The sequence below is a fragment of the Flavobacterium sp. FlaQc-47 genome, assembly GCF_044006475.1.
GTDB lineage: Bacteria > Bacteroidota > Bacteroidia > Flavobacteriales > Flavobacteriaceae > Flavobacterium.
This window is the reverse complement of record NZ_JBIPCQ010000004.1, coordinates 648,069-667,036: the sequence shown is the minus strand read 5'-3', so window position 1 is coordinate 667,036 and position 18,968 is coordinate 648,069. Positions and strand designations below refer to the sequence as shown.

Below are 18,968 nucleotides of genomic sequence, written 5' to 3'. Positions count from 1 at the left end.
AAGATGTTATGGGATTAATGAAGGTGTATTCAGGAAGTGAAATTTTAGCAATTGCATTGTTAGAAAGATTAGAAGAAGCTGGAGTAGAAACAGTAAAAAAAGATAATATCCAGTCCGCTCGTTTAGGCGGATACGGAGGTTCAGATTTAGCTGTTGAAGTATTTATTCAGGAAACAGATTTTGCAAAAGCAAATCCGGTTATTGAAGAATTCAGAATGAGTATTTAGAGAAAGGGAAAAAAATAGTCTCAGTTTACAGTGCAAAGTGAGACTGTAAACTGCGACTGGGAACTGCGACTGAATACTGAAAACTAAAAAAGAATGCAATATAAAATGTTAGTGCTCGACATGGATGATACTTTGTTGACAGACGATCATAAAATTTCGGAATTAAATAAAAAAGTACTTCTCGAAGCGCAGGCAAAAGGTGTGTATGTGGTTTTGGCTTCGGGCAGACCAACATCGGCCATGACCGCTTATGCTAAAGACTTAGAACTTGATTTGAATGATTCCTATATTATTTCATTTAATGGCGCTGTGATCAGCACTGTAAAGGATGATCTTATATTATTTGAACAATGTTTAACGCCGGAACAAATTCATGATTTATACGATTATAGTGTGAAAATGAAAACGCATATTATCACTTATATTGATGGTGAAATTGTTAGCGAAACTGATTCGGAATATATTGATATCGAAAAAGATATAACAGGATTGCCACATCATAAAGTACCTGATTTTAAAGCGGCTGTTACGAAACCGGCGGTTAAATGTATTTTATTGGCAGAACCTTCTTATTTAAAAGAAGTAGAAAAAGATTTAAAACTGGCAATGCCTCATTTGAGTGTTGCAATGTCTAAGCCTTTTTTCCTGGAAGCTGCTCAAAACGGAATTGATAAAGCGGCAAGTATAAAACTTTTGGCAGCCAAATTAAATATTCATCAAAGCGAAATTATTGCTGTAGGAAACGCAGGAAATGATTTAACAATGATTGAATATGCAGGGCTTGGAGTTTGGGTTGATAATGTTACGCCGGAATTACGAGATCGTGCGAATATAATTGTGGCGTCAAACAATAATGACGGAGTTGCTGAGGTAGTACAGCGTTATATTTTAAACTAAAACTTATTTGAGATGAAGGAGCCAATAGAAACGGAACGATTGCTTTTGAGAGAATTACTTATTTCAGATGTTGACGGAATGTTCGAATTGGATTCGAATCCAAAAGTGCATCTATTTCTGGGGAATAAACCCGTAAAGGATATTGAGGAAAGTCTGGATCAGATTAAAAATATCCAGCAACAATATAAGAATGTTGGTATTGGCCGCTGGGCTGTAATTTTAAAAGAAACTAATGAGTTTTTAGGCTGGTCCGGAATTAAGCTTATCAAAAATGAAATCAATAAACATAAAGATTTTTACGAATTAGGATATCGTTTCATCGAAAAACACTGGGGAAAAGGATATGCTACTGAAGCCGGAAAAGCTTTTGTAGATTATGCATTTAATGTAATGAAAGTGGAGGCGCTTTATGCTTACGCCGATGCAGGTAATGAGAATTCAAGAAAAATTTTAGAAAAGCTCGGTTTACATTATGTAAATTCTTTTCAATATGAAGGAGAATTGGAAGTCTGGTACGAATTAAAAAATCCAAACTTATAAAAATCCTAAGAAATGTGTTCCAAATCTTTGTAATCTTAATTGTTTAAGGTCTGCAAAGATTTGGAAAACAACTCGTAGTTTTTCTAATAGTAAACTATCAGATATTATTTTTTAGCTACAGAAACAAAATATTTATTTCCATCACCCATTGTCAGTTTTACACGTTCGTCGCAAAGATCGATAGCAAAATTAGCGCTTTCGTAACAAGTACAAGTAGTGTTTTTATCTTTAGACATTTCTGTTTTACAATTGTTGTTTTTAAAAGTAGACAATTGCGGCGTGTATAAACTTACTAAGTCTGTAGACGCTGTCACTAAGGAAATAATACTTGCCGAATTATTATTAGTAATTCTGTAAACAATTCTATCAGTATAATTTACTTCATTTACTGTTACTTTACGAATATAAGTATAAGCTGTTGAGCCTTCACTAGGTTCTTTTACTTCAAATTTAAATCCAACCGCACGAATTGCAATATCAAATTGAGATTGAGAGTTTAAGCTCGCCCAAGTTGTCAATGTACTAATAGATGGAAATGGATTAGCAGCCGGAGCAGCAGTTTGTGCATGCGAGCTAAAAATGGTTAAGAACATCAAGCAGATTGTGGGTAAAAATGCTTTCATATGGAATTTTAATTTATAATTGTTGCCTACTCTTTCTGGTTTTCGGCGTTCCCATTTTTATTATAACAAAACAACAACATAACGAGGGAAAAACAAAATTGTTATGGGTGAATTATTATTTAAATAATATAATTTTTTTTATCAGCTTTTTAACGAAGTGAAATTACTTCTAAAAAACAATTTAATCAAAGCTAAATGTAAGAAAATTTGAAACTAAACAGTATAAAAATGTATTTAATCGATATTATTTGCACTTAATCGATTATTTTGTCATTTTATTCTTATTGAAATATTTAACTCCTTATTAATGGATGAATTTATTCATGGGCAATTTAGTTTAATTTATAGTTTTTTATGATGCTTTAAAATATATGTTTGTCGCAAAATATTGATATATAGTGTATTATTGATTTTATTTTAAAGAATATTGTACGTAAATTTGCAAACTCTTCAAAAGAGATGTAAATATAATATCTTACTACTTAAAACGTAGTTTATTCTCATGGAAAATAGAAAAAAAGTTGCTTTTTATACGCTTGGTTGCAAACTGAATTTTTCAGAAACTTCTACAATCGCCAGAAACTTTAATGATGAAGGTTTTGATCGTGTTGATTTTGAGGAAATAGCCGACATTTATGTCATCAATACCTGTTCAGTAACAGAGAATGCTGATAAACAATTTAAGCAAGTGGTGAAAAAGGCAATGAAGCTTAATGATAAGGCATTTGTAGCTGCTGTAGGTTGTTATGCACAATTAAAACCCGAAGAATTAGCAGCCGTTGATGGTGTTGATTTGGTTCTTGGAGCTACAGAAAAGTTTAAAATCACCGATTATATTAACGACTTAAGTAAAAATGACATGGGTGAAGTACACTCATGTGAAATTTCTGAAGCTGATTTTTATGTTGGTAGTTATTCTATTGGAGACAGAACCCGTGCTTTCCTGAAAGTTCAGGACGGTTGCGATTATAAATGCACCTATTGTACGATTCCGCTTGCAAGAGGAATTTCAAGAAGTGATGCATTGGAAAATGTCCTGCAAAATGCCAAAGAAATTTCAGCTCAAAATATTAAAGAGATTGTTTTAACCGGAGTAAATATTGGAGATTACGGAAAAGGAGAATTCGGAAATAAAAAGCATGAACATACTTTTCTTGATTTAGTGAAAGCGTTAGATCAGGTGGAAGGAATTGAACGTTTGAGAATTTCATCAATCGAACCTAATTTATTGAAAAATGAAACAATAGAATTTGTTTCTAAAAGCAGAACTTTTGTTCCTCATTTTCATATTCCGTTACAATCCGGAAGTAATGATATTTTAAAATTAATGAAACGTCGTTATCTGCGCGAAGTGTATACGGAACGCGTAAATAAAATTCGTGAAGTAATGCCACACGCTTGTATTGGTGTTGACGTTATTGTTGGTTTTCCCGGAGAAACAGATGAGCACTTTTTAGAAACCTATCATTTCCTGAATGAAATGAATATTTCGTACTTACACGTTTTTACCTATTCTGAAAGAGACAATACCGAAGCTGCAAATATGCCGGGAATTGTTCCGGCGAACGTAAGAGCGAAACGCAGTAAAATGTTACGCGGATTATCAGTTAAAAAACGTCGTGCTTTTTACGAAACTCAAATAGGATCTAACAGAACAGTTTTGTTTGAAAGTGAAAATAAGGAAGGATATATTCACGGTTTTACCGAAAATTACGTAAAAGTAAAAACTCCATGGAATCCTGAATTAGTCAATACATTACAAGAAATCAATTTGACTAAAATCGACGAAGACGGAAGTGTTCGTTTAGAGTTTATAAATAAATTAGCGGAAGCTTAAAATTTCAGAAGCAACGAAACATATTTAAAAAACAAGAAAGCCCTTTATCAAAAGGGCTTTCTTGTTTTTTAGAATAAATCCTATTTCTGACTTTCAGGAATCACCAATTTCAAAGAATTAATATAATCTGTATCAAATTCAATAACTCTGATTTTTTGTGGATTAAAACTCAAATCACCACCAAACTGACCTTTTATATCTAAAAAATCAATTGTTAGTTCTTCCTCATTCAATTCTATTAGTTTTCCTAAATAAGCAGATTTAGCCGATTTTTTCGAAATCTGAAAAATTCCGTATTTGTTATTTACATAATTAAGAATCGAGCTTAAATCCCTAATCGGGATAATATCTTCGGCATTTGTTTTTAAACCTTTTAAACGAATTACTTTTTCAGTAAATTCTAAATCCTGATCTCTGTGAACTGCTTCGATATTTTTGTTTTTCAGAATTACAAATCCATCCAAAATAAAATCCTCAGGATTGTTTCTCAGTAAAATCCAGTCATCAGAATAATCAATAAGAAATCCGGTAAAAATTTCTTTTTTATCTGTAAATTCTATTGCAATTAATTGTCTTAAATATTGTTCCATGTGGTTTTTTTTGAAATTCCAATATTTATAAATTCTAAATTCCAACTGTTGAATGAATTGAAATTTGAAATTTACAAATATTGGAATTTATTGTTGTTAGTTTAAGGATTCGTTGACCAAATACTGCTGTTTTTGATAAAAACTCTACGGCTTAATTTCAATTGCGCAATAATTAATTCGGCAACATCTTCAGATTGCATAACTTTATCCGGATTTCCATCCGTTAATTTTAGATCTAAAGCTAAATCAGTTGCAACTGTACTTGGCGTTAAAGCCGTAACACGAATATTATGTTTACGAACTTCCTGCATTAAAGAATCTGTTAATCCTAAAACTGCAAATTTTGATGCACTGTATGCACTTGTCAACGCATTTCCGTTTAATCCCGCTGTTGATGAAATATTAATAATGTCGCCCGTTTGTCTTTCGATCATATTAGGTAAAATGGCGCGGGTAGTATAATAGGTTCCCATTAAGTTTACCTGAATAATTTTTTCCCAGGCATCCGGTTCAAGCGCCATAAAATTTCCAAAAGCGGCAATTCCGGCATTATTGATTAAAATGTCTATCGTTTTAAATTCGGCGAAAGCCTTTTCTACAGCACTATTTATCGAATTAATGTCTGAAACATCAGCAGATAAAGCCAAAGATTTTACACCTAAAGCAGCAGTTTCAGTCGCTAATTGATCAACATCAGCCTGAGTTCTTGAAACTAAAATTACATTTACACCTTCTTTTGCAAGTGCAATTGCAATTGCTTTTCCAATTCCTTTTCCTGCGCCTGTAATCAGCGCATTTTTATTTTTTAAGTCTGTCATGATTTATTTTTTAGAAATGCAAAAGCATCATTTTAGTTACACAAAAATACAGTTTTTGTGCCCTAAAATGATGCTTTTAGATCATTTCTTAATCTAAGTTTAACAACTTTTTTATTCTTTCAATACCATGTCAATACACATTACAGCGGCAAGAATTAATTGTCTTAACGGACTATCCGGCGCAACAGTTTCTTCAATTTGTAACACATAATTATCAGCACTGGTAAAAAGTTCTTTACCCATTCCTGCCCATTTTTTAGTTACCTGAGCTAATTGTTTGTTTTCGTGGCTGAATTTAAACTCCCATCCTGTCCATTTTCCCTGAAGCGTTGCGACAGATTTTTCGTTTTTATCCAGAATTTCGAATTTTCCTCCAATCGAAAATATCTTTTGCTTGAATGTTCCCAATAAACGATCTTTTTCGTCAAAAACTGCAACAGTCGAACGAAACCAGGCGATTCCGCGTTTTACCGAAATTATTTTTTCTCCTGAAACGGTAGTAATTTCAATATTAAAAGGTGTCATTGTTTTATAATCTGTAAAGCGCAGCATTTTAGTAAAAAATCCCAAATTGTTTTCTCTGCAATTCATGACAATTTCATTGCTTTCCGGATTATAGATATCGTAGTTGTTAGCGGCTTTAAACATTCCAACATGTTCTTTTACAAGAAATAGATTCTGATTTAAGATAGGGTTCATTAAATTTTATTTGAATTGATTTGTAAATGATTTTTCCAAGATTGTAGTTTGTGTTTTTCTTAGAAGATCAAATGTAAAAATAATTCTGTTAATAAGTCAATATTAAATTGTAATGAGATGACTATAATTTAAATAAGAAATTGAAATTATCTTTGTCAAAGTTTTACACTTTGACAAAGATTTTCAAGACTGGTTTTTGAAATTTAATTGAATTTTGCCGATTCAGTCAAACGAATAAATTCGGCTTTGTAACCTTCCGTATCATTTGAAATTCCTTGTTTGGCTAATTTCAAAATGTTATCAGAAGATGTATTCGAAATTAGTTTTGAATCTCTTAATTTCAATCCAAACCATGCAACAGCGGTACTGAATTTAAAATCATCAGAAGCTTTTTCTAAAGCAACAGCTTTGTTTTCGATGACTTGTACAATTTCGATACTTTTATCTCCATCCGGTTTTTTATAACGGAATTTTATGGTCGCAAGTTCATCCTTATAATTAAGATCAGTTTCTTTTACTTTTGTATACTTCAAATCATCAGGTTGTGTGTTTAAATAATCGCTTGTAACTCCGACAGGAATAATTTCATACAAAGCCGTAACGGTATGATTACTTCCTAATTCGCCGGCATCAATCGCGTCATTTTTAAAATCTTCAGGGCGTAATTTTCTATTTTCATATCCTATTAATCGATACGCCTGAATTTGTTTTGGATTAAATTCGATTTGAATTTTCACATCTTTTGCAATTGCAAACATAGAACCTTTGAATTCTTTTCCTAAAAAACGATTGGCTTCCTGAATATTATCGATATAGGCATAATTTCCGTTTCCTTTATCCGCTAATGTTTCCATTTTGCTGTCTTTATAATTTCCCATTCCGTAACCCAGACAAGTCAGGAAAACTCCGGTTTTTCTTTTTTCCTCAATTAGTTTTTCCATGTCAGTATTAGAAGTGCTGCCTACATTAAAATCACCATCTGTTGCCAGAATAACTCTGTTATTTCCGTTTTTGATAAAATTCTCCGTAGCAATTTTATAGGCCAGTTCAATTCCTGCACCTCCGGCTGTACTTCCTCCGGCATTCAGTTTTTCAAGCGCATCATTGATTGTTTGCTTTTCATTTCCGGAAGTGGGAGCCAAAACTAATCCTGCTGCTCCGGCATAAACCACAATCGCAACTTTATCTTTTTCTCTTAATTCATTTACCAATATTTTCAAAGACTGTTTCAATAATGGTAATTTATTGACATCGCTCATTGAACCCGAAACATCAATTAAAAAAACCATATTTGAAGCGGGCAAACTTTCTGTTGGAATATTTTTTCCCTGCAGACCAATTTTTAATACTTTGTTTTTAGCATTCCAGGGTGAATCACTTAATTCAGTGGTAATCGAGAATGGATTTTGATCTTTTGGCTGTGGATAACTGTATTTAAAGAAATTTACCATTTCCTCCACACGAACAGCATCTTTAGGAACTGCTTGTCCGTTATTAATAAAACGTCTCACATTTGTGTAAGATGCATTATCGACATCTATAGAAAATGTAGAAAGCGGTGCCATTTTTGGGCTTTCAAAAGCATTTTCTATAAAAGTGTTATAATCTTCCTGATTTGGTTCAACAGGCTGGATATTTAATTTAGCATTAAGTTCTTTCTCTGAAAGATTTTTATATATTCCGTTTTTTGTATCCACAACTACAACACCATTTGAGGCTTTGGTTCCATAAATCGACGTTGCTGCTGCGTCTTTTAAAATCTTCATTTCCTGAATGTCATTCGGATTAATTTTAGCAAATTGATTTGATTTTACCGGAATTCCATCAATAATATACAAAGGTTCATCTTTAGCCGAAACAGATTGAACTCCACGAATAACAACATTTTGACTGGGCGAAGAGGGAACATAGTTTGCTGAGGTCTGAACACTTACGGCTTTTACTTTAGATGCCTTGACAGGTCTGCTTTTTCTCTCAGGACGTGAATAACTATTGTCTTCATACTCTGATGTTCCGTAGCCTACAACGACAACTTCTTGCAATTGGTTGCTATTTTCCTGCATGATTACATTGATGATATTGGATTGTTTGACAATAATGTTTTGAGTCTTGAATCCTATATAACTAAAAATCAAAACATCTCCGGGTTGTGCCTGAATTGCATAATTTCCGTCAAAATCTGTTTGTGTTGCTTTTTTTGATTTTTGAACCATTATAGTAAGACCGGGTAAAGGCGCTTTAGATTTATCTGTAACAGTTCCTGAAATTGTTTTTTCCTGTGCTGCTGCCAGGAAACATATAAGCATAGAAAGAGTTAATGAAATAAGTTTTACGTTTTTCATGATAGTAATTTTTAAATTAAAAAGTGTGTTTTAGCTAGTTTTTGTCAGCTGGTTTTCCGTTTTTGGTAGTAATTATTACGACTCCTTTTTTACCTTTTTCGCCGTATTTTGATGTGGCTTCTAAGTCCTGAAGAACGGTAATAGTTTTAATTTCCTGTTTGTTCAAAGGCGCGTACGGACTTGTTGGATTCTTGCCAAACAAATCATTTTCAGAATAATATATTCCGTCGATAATATATAACGGCTGATCTAAAATAACCAGTGAATCTAAATTTTCAGGTTGTAAATTTTGAAGTTCATTCTGCATCATCTTATCTCTTTTTTCGTCGTTTTTATGAGATATGGGACTTCCGTTAATAATAACGAGCGGGGCGCTTTTTTTAGGTGCCTTCGATGGTCTGTCAGCAAAAGCAACCTTGGCTGATTCTCTTTCTATTGTTTTAGAATAATCTGTGTTTTCGATTGCTTTATCTTTAGAATAACTACTTTCATTTTCCTCAGGATAAACAGATGCTACAGAAGCTGTAGGTTCTTCAATAATCATTGCATCTGCAGTACTAGTTTCATTAGCTCCAACAACAGAAACTGCTGATTCATTTGCTGCAATTTCATTTTGATAAATAATGGGTTTTTTCAGGGTTTTAATAGCTTCAGGTTTAGGAATTAAAAGAGAATCTGAAAAAACAAGACCGTCTTTTTTTTGTAAAACAGGTTTATCTGTGTTTTCTTTTATAACGACTTTTTGATTCTGAAATGTTTTTTTATCTGATTTGAAGAATTGAGATGCTATCGAAATCAATAATAAAAAAGAAGCTGCAATGGCAATTTTCTTCCATAACGATATGGCTTTTTTATCTTCTTTCTTGTCCAGTTTATCTTCAACGCGTGCCCACACTTTGTCCATTCCCGGAAAATTCCTTGATTCCGAGTTTTCTGCGGCTTCCTTAAATTTATTAAATATTTTATCTTGATTGTCCATGACTATTTTGCTTTTTGGTAATACAATTTATTTACTAATTCCTTTAGCTTGGTTTTTGCGGCGTTCAATTGTGATTTTGATGTGCCTTCAGAAATGTTAAGCATTGTAGCTATTTCCTTGTGTGCAAAACCTTCAATAACAAAAAGGTTAAAAACAGTTTTGCAGCCGTCTGGAATATGATTTAGTAAATTGAGTAAATCCTCTTCTTCTAATGAATTAATCTCATCTGTAAAAGGTTGCGAAAGCAATTTGACATCATCAAGATACATATTGAAATTGATGTTTTTCTTGATGGTTGCCAAACAATGATTGACGGTTATTTTTCGCGCCCAGGCTTCAAAAGCCAGAACTTCCTTAAGTTGTTCCAGTTTTGTGAAAATGGTGTAGAAAGCGTCAGCCATAGCTTCTTCAATTTCTTCTTCCTTTTTGAGGTATCGTTTGCAAAGGCGATACAATTTTGGAGCCATATGCTCATAAACCTGACGCTGAGCATCGCGGTTCATTTTTTTGCAGTTAGAAATTAGAGTTTCGTTTATCACAATTGTTGTCTTTATACTAAAGAGGGCAGAAAAGATAAAAAGGTTGGGATGGAGGTTAAAAAAAGTTTTTTTTTAAAGGTTCATAGTGGCAAAGGTTCAAAGTTACAGAGGTTTTATCTTTAAATATATTTGTAAAGCCGCAAGCATATTCGCCAATCTACTTTGCATTTCCAGGTATTAAAATGCCTGGCTACAAAATAAATAATTCTCACGGAATTTTATAAAAAGTTCCGGAGGAACGGATCATATTGTTGGGATGGATTTTAATCCATCATTCGCAAGTAAATCGACAATGTATATATCATTTTACATATATGAATGTGGACATTCGTTGCGGGAGACGCACTGTTGTGCGCCTCTACGATTATTGTTGTGGTTATAAATTTTGTTTACTTAACCGGCAATGTCAACTTAAAAATCTTAGTTTCCAGCAATTCTGTATCATTATCCTCGCAAAGCAAAAACTCAATTTTGTCATTTGATTTTTTATAGAAAGTTAAACCTTCGAATTTATTGGTTGAGGTAATTTTTTGAGTGAAATCAATCTTCATGGTTTTAAGATCGATTCGGCCAATAAAACTTCCCAGGATTTCTCCGTCGTCGTAAGTTGATTTGGTGTCTTCGGCGGTGGAAAGAAAATAGATTTTATCTTCGACCAGAATAGCATCGGTAAAACTGGAACGAACGCCTTTTATTTTTGGCAGTTTATAATTGGTGGCAACCAAAGCAAATTCTTCTCCCAGGTTTTTAGCATGAATGGTAAAAATGGTGTTTTTGTTGGAGATTCCGTTTCCGCGATTGAATAAATACCAGTTTTCGCCATCGAAAATGGCGCCTTCAAGATTAAAATCTTCGGGTTTTATTGATCCGAAACTTTGCATTACGGCATATAAATCGACCAGATTGTTTTTTTGAAGTATGGTTTTGTTTTTAAGATCAAAAGCAATCATTTTATTTCGGTTTTCGGTTGAACCGGAACCAAAAACGTAAAGCGTATCATTATGATGTGTTACCGATTCAAAATCCGGTTTGATATTTTTTGGGATATTTTGCGACGGATTGTCAATTAATGGATGATGATCTAATTGCTTATTCTGAATATTATATTCGTATAAAAATCCGCTGTTATCGCCAATGATATAAAGTGAATCGTTGTTTAAAAATAATCCTGATGCAGAACCGATTCCGATGATTTGAAATAAAATTTCTAATGTGAATTTTTCCATGAATGTATGTTTGAAAATAAATGCCTGACCCTGATAATAATGAAAATACTTTGAGAAGAAATTGATTTTTTTCTGACGAAACAAAGCGACCAGCGGAAGCTCCTGTTGTGGCTTTGGAAAAAACAATTTATCGAAAAAGTATTGCAATGAGCAGTTCCGATAGCTATCGGAATTCGTAAAATTAGTATATTTATAATTATAAAAATTAAAGATATATGAAATCTATAGATCCGAATGATTTTAAAGTTACAGAAAAAATAAAATTAGCAAAGATTCCGACTTTGTTAAAAATAGAAGCTGATGAAGAAGAAAAAGAGGAAAAATTAGAAAAAGTAAAAGCCAAATTGAGCGATTTGCAGGATGTAATGTATTCGTATAATAAATACAGCGTTTTAATTTGCTTGCAGGGAATGGATACTTCGGGAAAAGATAGTTTGATTCGGGAAGTTTTCAAGGAATTTAATCCGCGTGGAGTAGTGGTGCATAGTTTTAAAACGCCAAACTCGACAGAGTTAGAACACGATTATTTATGGCGTCATTATATTGCTTTGCCTGAAAAAGGGAAGTTTGCGATTTTTAACCGTACACATTATGAGAATGTTTTGGTTACGCGCGTGCATCCTGAATATATTCTGGGAGAAAATTTACCGGGAATAAATTCGGTTGATGATATTACACCTAAATTCTGGAAAAAAAGAATTGAGCAAATCAATAATTTTGAAAGTCATATTGCCGAAAACGGAACGATTGTCATGAAATTTTATCTGCATTTAAGTAAAGAAGAGCAAAGACAAAGATTACTTCGCCGTTTGGAAGAAGGAAAACACAATTGGAAATTTTCGCCCGGAGATTTAAAAGAACGCGAACATTGGGATGAATACCAGCAATATTATGAAGAAGCCATAAACAGAACTTCGACAGAACATGCGCCGTGGTATGTTGTTCCTGCAGATGATAAAGAAATGGCACGCTATATTGTAGCCAAAATTATTTGGGAAGAAATGCAAAAACATACTGATATTAAAGAACCTGAACTGGATGAAAAAATCAGAGACAATTTTGAGGTTTATAAAAAAGCTTTGGAAAAGAAGTAAATAAGATATTTCTTAATTTGAATACACTCCTATAAAATTGAATTTAAACCCGGCAGATTTTAATCTGTCGGGTTTTTTGTTTCTAATGGAAATTTATATTTAAGAAATTTCTTAAAAATAAAACATTTAAAGTTATAGTATTATATATTATTTTTCTTATGTTTGGTAAAAAATAGTAAAAACGCTACAATATTTAAATAATATGAATACAGGTACTTTTGGATTTGGAGAAAATAAGGTTTCAAGATCTTCGGCATATACTAAACTATTTGGTGATCCTTTTTGGGGAGAAGCCGGAGGTATAGAGGCAAGAAACATATATTTGCAATTAAATGAAAGGGAGAAAGCTTTGATGCTAAAAGCAAATTATATTAAAATGATTGCAAAATCAAGAGAAAGAAATTATAATATGGCAGCCGATAATTTGCAATGGTGGTTAGACGGAACGGGTTTTACAAAAAATATCGATTTTAACTGGTTGAGAAAGCAAAGAGAAGTTATTGCCGCGGAAGATTTGAATATTGAGCGTTTTGAAAATAGACTTGAACTTGAAAATTTCGATAAAAAATTAAATAAGGAAGGAGATTTTAGTAAATATACCAACGAATTACAACATTCATTCTCTGGAGGTATTTTTGGTGAATTGTATTATATGTGCGGTACAAGTACTATAACATCAAAGTGTGATTTCACAATTACCAAGGTTAAAGATAGTTTTGTACTGTCAGGTACAATAATTCATAATTGGTGGGATAGATACGATTGGCATAAAGGAGCTTCAGCTTATATTAAAGGTTTCGGAAATGTTGGTGATTCAGATGCATTATTAGTAGAGAAATACTGTGGGGCAAGACCTTTTGAGATGAGAAGCCAATGGAAACAAAGTTTTAATAAAACCTGTCAATTACGATTTTTGGGAGGATTAAATTTTAAATTGAAATAGAGAAATGAAAAAAAAGATATATATAACATTAGCAACGCTAATTGCTTTATTCGCGTTTTACTATTATTGGGAAAATAGGTATGTAGAACTTCGTCCTGTACTTAAAAAAGAATATACTCGTCAAATAATAATTTTTCAGAATGACTTTTATAGAATTGCAGAACGAAATGAAACTCCACCAAATTTTTATAAGAATATAAAATATGTTTTGGGACGAGAAAGACAAGAATACACTGTGAAAAATGGGGTGATTTATATCAAATATAAATATATGAATGACCTGGAGATGATTTATAATCATACGCTTAAAACTAATGATACTTCTTGGTTTAAGGGACAAAGAGAGATGGATAGTATTAATGGAATTCATGAAAAACAGTACGAAGGTTATCAAAGAAATAAATGAAAAAAAAGATATACTTAATATTAGTAACTACAGTTGTTTTATTTACTGTCTATTATTGCGAAAATAGATATGTAGAGCTTCAGGCTGTAGTTACAAATTATATTGTTCAGAGACCTACAATTTTTGAGAGTGAAAATTATAAAATTTTAGAACGAGATGAAGCTCCTGAAAATTTCTACGAGAACATTCGTTTTGTTTTAGATCATATGGAGCGTGATTATAATATGGAAGATGGTATTGTTTTTATTCGATATAAGACCATGAACGACTTAGACCTCATTTGGAATTTTACAAATAGAACAAGTGATTCAATTTGGCTGATGCAAAAAATAAAAGAAGATAGGCATAATCTAGACATGATTGAAAAATCGACAGGAAAAAAAATGAAAAACAGGTACATTCTACATTAGGAATTCTAAATAGTTACTGGTTTAATTTATTTTGAGTAAGAGAGAAAAAGGGATAGTACTCCTAAGCACTATTAAGAAAATAAAAAATAAAGTTATTCGATAATTTGCTTTGTTTATAAACCTATATAAAAACTTAATATACTCAAAAATGATAAAAAAGTTATACTTACTATTAGCAATTTTATTAGTTCTATTTTCTGTTTATTACTATTGGCAAAATAGGTATGTTGAACTTCGACCTGTAATCTTGAATGATGATGTGCAAAGAGTTAAAGTGTTTAATCGCAAAATAGTAATTTTTCAAAATGACTTCTATAAAATCGCTGAAAGAGATGAGACTCCCCCGAATTTTTATAAAAATATTAGATTTGTCATAGACCATCAGGTAGAAGATTATATTGTAAAAGGTGGAGTGATTTACATTAGATATAAATATATGAATGATTTGGAAATGATTTATAATCATACACTTAAAACTAATGATCTAACTTGGATCAAACAAAAGAAGAAATATTTAACAAAAATAAAAAATTGAAAAAGAATTAAATGATACTATTAAAGCGCTAAAATGGAATAATGAAAAAGAAAATATTTATGGGAATAATAACTTTAATTCTTTTGTTTGCCACTTATTTTTATTGACAAAATAGGTATGTTGAACTTCGTCCTGTAATTTTGGCAGAAGAAAACTATACCCGTCGAATAACATTTTTTGACAATGATCTGTACAAATTTGCCAAACCAAATGAGGTTTCTCCAAATTATTTTAAGAATATAAGGTGGGTTTTAACACGTTCAGGTCAGTCTTATATTGAAAAAAACGGAATTATTTATGTTCGTTATCATTACTTGAACGACATGAATCTTATGTGGAATTATACCACTAGAACTACTTCCGTAAAGTTTTTTAAACAAGAAAAAGAGACGGACAGTATTAATCTTATTTATGAAAAGGAGTATGTAGATTCGCAGAAAAAAATAATAGATGCCTATTTGGATACATTAAAAGCAAGTTCCACTAAATGACTTTTTTTGTAATGAACTTCAAACCTAGGGAATTTCAGAATTGATATAAATAAGGAAAATGAAAAAAAAAAGATATATCTAATATTAGCAACTCTGATTGTTTTATTCGCGTTGTACTATTATTGGCAAAATAGATATGTAGAACTTCGTCCTGTACTTAAAAAGAATATACTCGCCAAATAATAATTTCTCAAAATGACTTTTATAAAATTGCAGAACGAAATGAAACTCCACCAAATTTTTATAAGAATATAAAATATGTTTTGGGACGAGAAAGACAAGAATACACTGTGAAAAATGGGGTGATTTATATCAAATATAAATATATGAATGACCTGGAGATGATTTATAATCATACATTAAAAACAAATGATCCGTCTTGGTTTAAGGGACAAAAAGAGATGGATAGTATTAATGGAATTCATGAAAAGCAGTATGAAGGTTATCAAAGAGCAAACTGAAACATACATAACGTTATAAAACAACTAAACCCGAGAGACTATGCGATCTCTCGGGTTTATACCAAAAACAAAAAAATAAAATAAACCTGTACTTTTATAAGTCAAAACCATAGGCTAGACGTAATGCCACCTGATTAGTTTTGAATTTGTTATAGTCCTCATAACGGACACTAATATCAATGTATTTGTTGGCGTATCCAATTCCTGGCGCCCATAAAAAAGTGGTTTGGTCGTAACCGTTTGTAACGGCAAATCCAGCACCAACTTCACCTAAAACATAAAATTGATCTTCCCAGATAAAGGCTTTAAAACCTGCTTTTGCCGGAATAAATCCAAGATCTTTTGCTTCAACTCCATCTTTATCTTTCATAAACAAGTTTGTAAAACCTGTAGTTAACGTCAACGATGTTCTTTTAGTTAAATCATATTGTAAACGAACATCTCCACCAAGTGACCAGCTGTAGTCATTATCAGTTGGAATTCCTCCATTTAAACCAAATCCTAATCTAAAGCCCTGATCATAATTTTTAACTTCACTGTCTTGAGCGAAAGTAGTATTGGCGAATAATAAGGCAACGGCAGATAGGCATAACATTTGTAATTTTCTCATGACAATTTTTTTATGATTTTTAATAGTGTAAAAATAGTTTCAAGGTCGAAGGAGGTCGTTATATAATTTTTAAAAATTGTTATATAATATTAGGGTTAGCGCAAAATACACTTAATGTTTGCTTATGTTTTTAATAATATGAAAGAATCCAAAGCTTCTGATTATCTTTGCCGTCTAAAAAGAAACAGCAGTGAAGTTAAAGCAATAAACAAAAGAGTTTCAATAAGACCAATAAGTACGGAACGGGCTTTAAGTAGGATTAACCACAATGCAATATTCCGCTACATTTACTTTCATTACTTAATCAAACAATTAATCAAAAATTCATTTTCAAATACTTAAATTTGAAACCTGATAAAATAAAAGATATACTACTCTGATAGTTCTTGGAAGTGGTAAAAAAATAATAACAAATACAAAAAATAAAAAATGGAATTACCTAAATTTTTACTTGGAGATAATACTGATTTTGCAGATGATATTTTCATCATTCACCTTGATTATCCTAGATTTATAATCAACTTAAAAGATGATGAGGTAGAGTTTATGGAAGAGGCGGAAGATCTTGACGAAGCAGAATTAAATGTTGAAATGGAAGGCTTAATTGTTCAGGCGAATGAGTTTTATGACAGAGAAATAAAACGTTACGAAGAGTAAACACAAAGCTGTGTGTCTTTATAGATTGCACAATAGTGTTTCTGGACGGTATTTGTCAACAAAAAAATATTTAAATCTTTCTGATGAAAAAATTAAGTTTTTTAAAACCTATTTTTAATTTCATAGCAATTGGATTGCTAATTACTACGTTAAGCCGAATCTTTTTATTTTTTATATTTAAAGACAGGGTAGTAGAAACACCAAATTTTTGGTATATTTTTCCAATCGGACTTCGAATGGATTTAATATTATTATGTTATTTATCATTTCTTCCAGCCGTTTTAATTACGTTTCTACCAAATAAAGCACTGAAATTCACCAATAATTTTTTAGTAATTTACAGCTTTTTATTTCTGTTTCTCATTCTTTTTGTAGAATTAGCTTCACCTGATTTCGTAAAGCAATACGACACACGCCCCAATAAAATTTTCTTAGATTACCTGATTTATCCTAAAGAAGTCGTTGGAATGCTTCTTAAAAGTTATCTCACCTCTATTATTATAACTTTTATAATTCTGGGAGTTGTAATTTATTTGGCGTTTAAAAAAGGAAAAAAATATTTCTACACTACAAGTACAGAATACAAATTCAAACTAATGGTTTTTCCATTAGTGGCTTTTTTATTGTTCTTTGGAGCACGTTCAAGTCTTACTTCAAAACGTCCTATCAATGCCAGTAACGCAGTTTTTTCAACAGATCAATTGACAAATACTCTGGGATTAAATTCATTTTATACCGTAGCTTTTGCAGCTTATTCGATAAAAAATGAAGGAAACACCAAGATGTACGGTAAAATGGATGAAGCCGAAGCAATTGCACGTGTAAAAAAATACATGATTGCCGGACCAAATGATTTTACAGATGCCGAAATTCCGTTTTTACATGTTCAAAAACCAGATACAATCTTGAAGAAACCATACAATTTGGTGATCTTTTTACAGGAAAGTTTGGGAGCAGAATATGTTGGAATTTTAGGTGGAAAACCGTTAACGCCAGAATTTGATAAATTATCGAAAGAAGGTTTATTGTTTACCAATTTGTATTGCACGGGAACAAGAAGCGTTCGCGGAATCGAAGCGGTTGTAACTGGATTTTTGCCTTCGCCATCAGAAAGTGTAGTGAAGTTAGGAAACTCTCAACAAGGATTTTTTACTTTAGCAGAAGCCTTAAAACAAAAAGGATATGATACCAGTTTCATTTATGGCGGAATGGCGAATTTTGACAATATGGCTTCGTTTTTCAACGGAAATGGTTTTGAAGATATTGTAGATCAGGAAGATTTTGATTCTGATGGAAACAAATATGCTTTTAAAGGAACCTGGGGTTATTCTGATGAAGATTTAGTGACCAAAGCCAACAATTATTTTAAAGCAAAAGGAGATAAACCGTTCTTTTCTTTAATGTTCTCGACTTCAAATCATGAACCTTTTGAATATCCTGCGGGAAGAATCAAACCTTATGATGCAAAACCTGCAACGGTAAATAATGCAATGAAATACGCTGATTTCTCTATTGGGAAATTCTTCGAAATGGCTAAAAAAGAACCTTACTTCAAAAACACCATTTTCATCGTAATCGCCGATCATAACACCAGAACATACGGAAAGAATTTAGTACCCATTAATAAATTTCACATTCCGGCTTTAATCATGGGGCCAGGAGTTCAAAAAGGATCAGTTTACAGTAAATTGGCAAGTCAAATTGATATTCCGCCAACGTTATTGAGTTATTTGGGACTTTCGTTTGAAACACCAATGGTGGGAAGAAATTTAAATAAGTTAGATCCAAAAACACAAGGAAGATCAATTATGCAGTTTAATGATATTAATGCATTCAGAGTCGAAAATCAGGTGGTGATTATGCAGCCGAATTTGAAACCGTTGCAATTCGAAATCAAAAATGATACAACCTTAATTCCGGTAAAATTAAATGAAGAATTAGCAAAAGATGCTTTGGCACATGTAATTACAGCAGGGAATTTATACAAAGAAAACAAATACAAATTGAGAAAGAAATAGTTTAGAGGAACAAAGTAGCAAAGGGA

The 18,968-nt window shown here is 32.0% G+C and carries 22 protein-coding genes; 13 read left to right on the top strand and 9 right to left on the bottom strand.

Annotated features, from left to right (window positions below; genetic code table 11):
* Nucleotides 1–8: 8 nt before the first annotated feature.
* The 3 genes from ACHRVX_RS16175 (at nucleotide 9) to ACHRVX_RS16165 (ending at nucleotide 1,664) form a co-directional block, all read left to right on the top strand.
* The gene (locus tag ACHRVX_RS16175) at nucleotides 9–227 is read left to right on the top strand and encodes a putative signal transducing protein (protein ID WP_213305515.1); all 219 of its coding nucleotides are present in this window, start codon (nucleotides 9–11) and stop codon (nucleotides 225–227) included.
* Between the two features lie 93 nt (nucleotides 228–320).
* A complete protein-coding gene (locus ACHRVX_RS16170; protein ID WP_395334015.1) occupies nucleotides 321–1,124 on the top strand; it encodes a Cof-type HAD-IIB family hydrolase in 804 nt (267 codons plus the stop codon).
* Between the two features lie 12 nt (nucleotides 1,125–1,136).
* A complete protein-coding gene (locus ACHRVX_RS16165; RefSeq protein WP_395334013.1) occupies nucleotides 1,137–1,664 on the top strand; it encodes a GNAT family N-acetyltransferase in 528 nt (175 codons plus the stop codon).
* Between the two features lie 104 nt (nucleotides 1,665–1,768).
* Here ACHRVX_RS16165 and ACHRVX_RS16160 read toward each other — a convergent pair whose 3' ends face one another.
* A complete protein-coding gene (locus ACHRVX_RS16160; protein ID WP_213305506.1) occupies nucleotides 1,769–2,287 on the bottom strand; it encodes a hypothetical protein in 519 nt (172 codons plus the stop codon).
* A gap of 502 nt (nucleotides 2,288–2,789) precedes the next feature.
* Here ACHRVX_RS16160 and mtaB point away from each other — a divergent pair.
* Entirely contained in the window at nucleotides 2,790–4,124 is a 1,335-nt protein-coding gene (mtaB, locus tag ACHRVX_RS16155; RefSeq protein ID WP_395334011.1) for a tRNA (N(6)-L-threonylcarbamoyladenosine(37)-C(2))-methylthiotransferase MtaB, read from the top strand.
* 80 nt (nucleotides 4,125–4,204) lie between these two features.
* On the opposite strand, the gene ACHRVX_RS16150 is transcribed toward mtaB, so the two are convergent.
* The 7 genes from ACHRVX_RS16150 to ACHRVX_RS16120 form a co-directional block, all read right to left on the bottom strand.
* Nucleotides 4,205–4,714: a hypothetical protein gene (locus ACHRVX_RS16150; RefSeq protein ID WP_395334009.1), complete on the bottom strand. Its 510-nt coding sequence runs from the start codon at nucleotides 4,712–4,714 to the stop codon at nucleotides 4,205–4,207.
* A 101-nt stretch (nucleotides 4,715–4,815) separates the two neighbouring features.
* The gene (locus ACHRVX_RS16145) at nucleotides 4,816–5,532 is read right to left on the bottom strand and encodes a 3-ketoacyl-ACP reductase (RefSeq protein WP_213305485.1); all 717 of its coding nucleotides are present in this window, start codon (nucleotides 5,530–5,532) and stop codon (nucleotides 4,816–4,818) included.
* Nucleotides 5,533–5,643: 111 nt separating this feature from the next.
* The gene (locus tag ACHRVX_RS16140; protein WP_395334007.1) at nucleotides 5,644–6,231 is read right to left on the bottom strand and encodes a phospholipid scramblase-related protein; all 588 of its coding nucleotides are present in this window, start codon (nucleotides 6,229–6,231) and stop codon (nucleotides 5,644–5,646) included.
* Nucleotides 6,232–6,434: 203 nt separating this feature from the next.
* A complete protein-coding gene (locus ACHRVX_RS16135) occupies nucleotides 6,435–8,573 on the bottom strand; it encodes a von Willebrand factor type A domain-containing protein (protein WP_395334005.1) in 2,139 nt (712 codons plus the stop codon).
* 34 nt (nucleotides 8,574–8,607) lie between these two features.
* Nucleotides 8,608–9,552, bottom strand: coding sequence for a hypothetical protein (locus ACHRVX_RS16130; RefSeq protein WP_395334003.1), 945 nt, complete (start codon nucleotides 9,550–9,552; stop codon nucleotides 8,608–8,610).
* A gap of 2 nt (nucleotides 9,553–9,554) precedes the next feature.
* Entirely contained in the window at nucleotides 9,555–10,055 is a 501-nt protein-coding gene (locus ACHRVX_RS16125) for an RNA polymerase sigma factor (RefSeq protein WP_395334001.1), read from the bottom strand.
* Nucleotides 10,056–10,480: 425 nt separating this feature from the next.
* Nucleotides 10,481–11,317, bottom strand: coding sequence for a DUF6929 family protein (locus tag ACHRVX_RS16120; protein ID WP_395333999.1), 837 nt, complete (start codon nucleotides 11,315–11,317; stop codon nucleotides 10,481–10,483).
* A 215-nt stretch (nucleotides 11,318–11,532) separates the two neighbouring features.
* On the opposite strand from ACHRVX_RS16120, the gene ACHRVX_RS16115 reads away from it, so the two are divergent.
* The 7 genes from ACHRVX_RS16115 to ACHRVX_RS16085 all read left to right on the top strand — a co-directional run bounded on the left by ACHRVX_RS16115 (nucleotide 11,533) and on the right by ACHRVX_RS16085 (nucleotide 15,657).
* A complete protein-coding gene (locus ACHRVX_RS16115) occupies nucleotides 11,533–12,411 on the top strand; it encodes a PPK2 family polyphosphate kinase (RefSeq protein ID WP_395333997.1) in 879 nt (292 codons plus the stop codon).
* A gap of 202 nt (nucleotides 12,412–12,613) precedes the next feature.
* Nucleotides 12,614–13,354, top strand: a complete 741-nt coding sequence (locus tag ACHRVX_RS16110; RefSeq protein WP_395333995.1) for a hypothetical protein — start codon at nucleotides 12,614–12,616, stop codon at nucleotides 13,352–13,354.
* A 4-nt stretch (nucleotides 13,355–13,358) separates the two neighbouring features.
* Nucleotides 13,359–13,760 carry a hypothetical protein gene (locus ACHRVX_RS16105; protein ID WP_395333993.1) on the top strand — a complete coding sequence of 134 codons (402 nt, stop codon included), beginning with the start codon at nucleotides 13,359–13,361 and terminating at the stop codon, nucleotides 13,758–13,760.
* Entirely contained in the window at nucleotides 13,757–14,170 is a 414-nt protein-coding gene (locus ACHRVX_RS16100) for a hypothetical protein (protein ID WP_395333991.1), read from the top strand. The genes ACHRVX_RS16105 and ACHRVX_RS16100 overlap by 4 nt, the downstream gene beginning before the upstream one ends.
* A 148-nt stretch (nucleotides 14,171–14,318) precedes the next feature.
* On the top strand, nucleotides 14,319–14,705 hold the full coding sequence (locus ACHRVX_RS16095) for a hypothetical protein (protein WP_395333989.1): 387 nt from the start codon (nucleotides 14,319–14,321) through the stop codon (nucleotides 14,703–14,705).
* Between the two features lie 140 nt (nucleotides 14,706–14,845).
* Nucleotides 14,846–15,196, top strand: coding sequence for a hypothetical protein (locus ACHRVX_RS16090; RefSeq protein WP_395333987.1), 351 nt, complete (start codon nucleotides 14,846–14,848; stop codon nucleotides 15,194–15,196).
* A gap of 326 nt (nucleotides 15,197–15,522) precedes the next feature.
* Complete coding sequence (locus tag ACHRVX_RS16085) at nucleotides 15,523–15,657, top strand: hypothetical protein (RefSeq protein ID WP_395333985.1); 135 nt, start codon at nucleotides 15,523–15,525, stop codon at nucleotides 15,655–15,657.
* A gap of 94 nt (nucleotides 15,658–15,751) precedes the next feature.
* Here ACHRVX_RS16085 and ACHRVX_RS16080 read toward each other — a convergent pair whose 3' ends face one another.
* Complete coding sequence (locus ACHRVX_RS16080; RefSeq protein WP_395333983.1) at nucleotides 15,752–16,267, bottom strand: hypothetical protein; 516 nt, start codon at nucleotides 16,265–16,267, stop codon at nucleotides 15,752–15,754.
* Nucleotides 16,268–16,696: 429 nt separating this feature from the next.
* Here ACHRVX_RS16080 and ACHRVX_RS16075 point away from each other — a divergent pair, with 429 nt between their 5' ends.
* Together ACHRVX_RS16075 and ACHRVX_RS16070 are read left to right on the top strand one after the other, a co-directional pair.
* Complete coding sequence (locus ACHRVX_RS16075; protein ID WP_395333981.1) at nucleotides 16,697–16,924, top strand: hypothetical protein; 228 nt, start codon at nucleotides 16,697–16,699, stop codon at nucleotides 16,922–16,924.
* An 83-nt stretch (nucleotides 16,925–17,007) separates the two neighbouring features.
* Nucleotides 17,008–18,942, top strand: coding sequence for an LTA synthase family protein (locus ACHRVX_RS16070; protein ID WP_395333979.1), 1,935 nt, complete (start codon nucleotides 17,008–17,010; stop codon nucleotides 18,940–18,942).
* The last annotated feature ends 26 nt before the right edge of the window (nucleotides 18,943–18,968 follow it).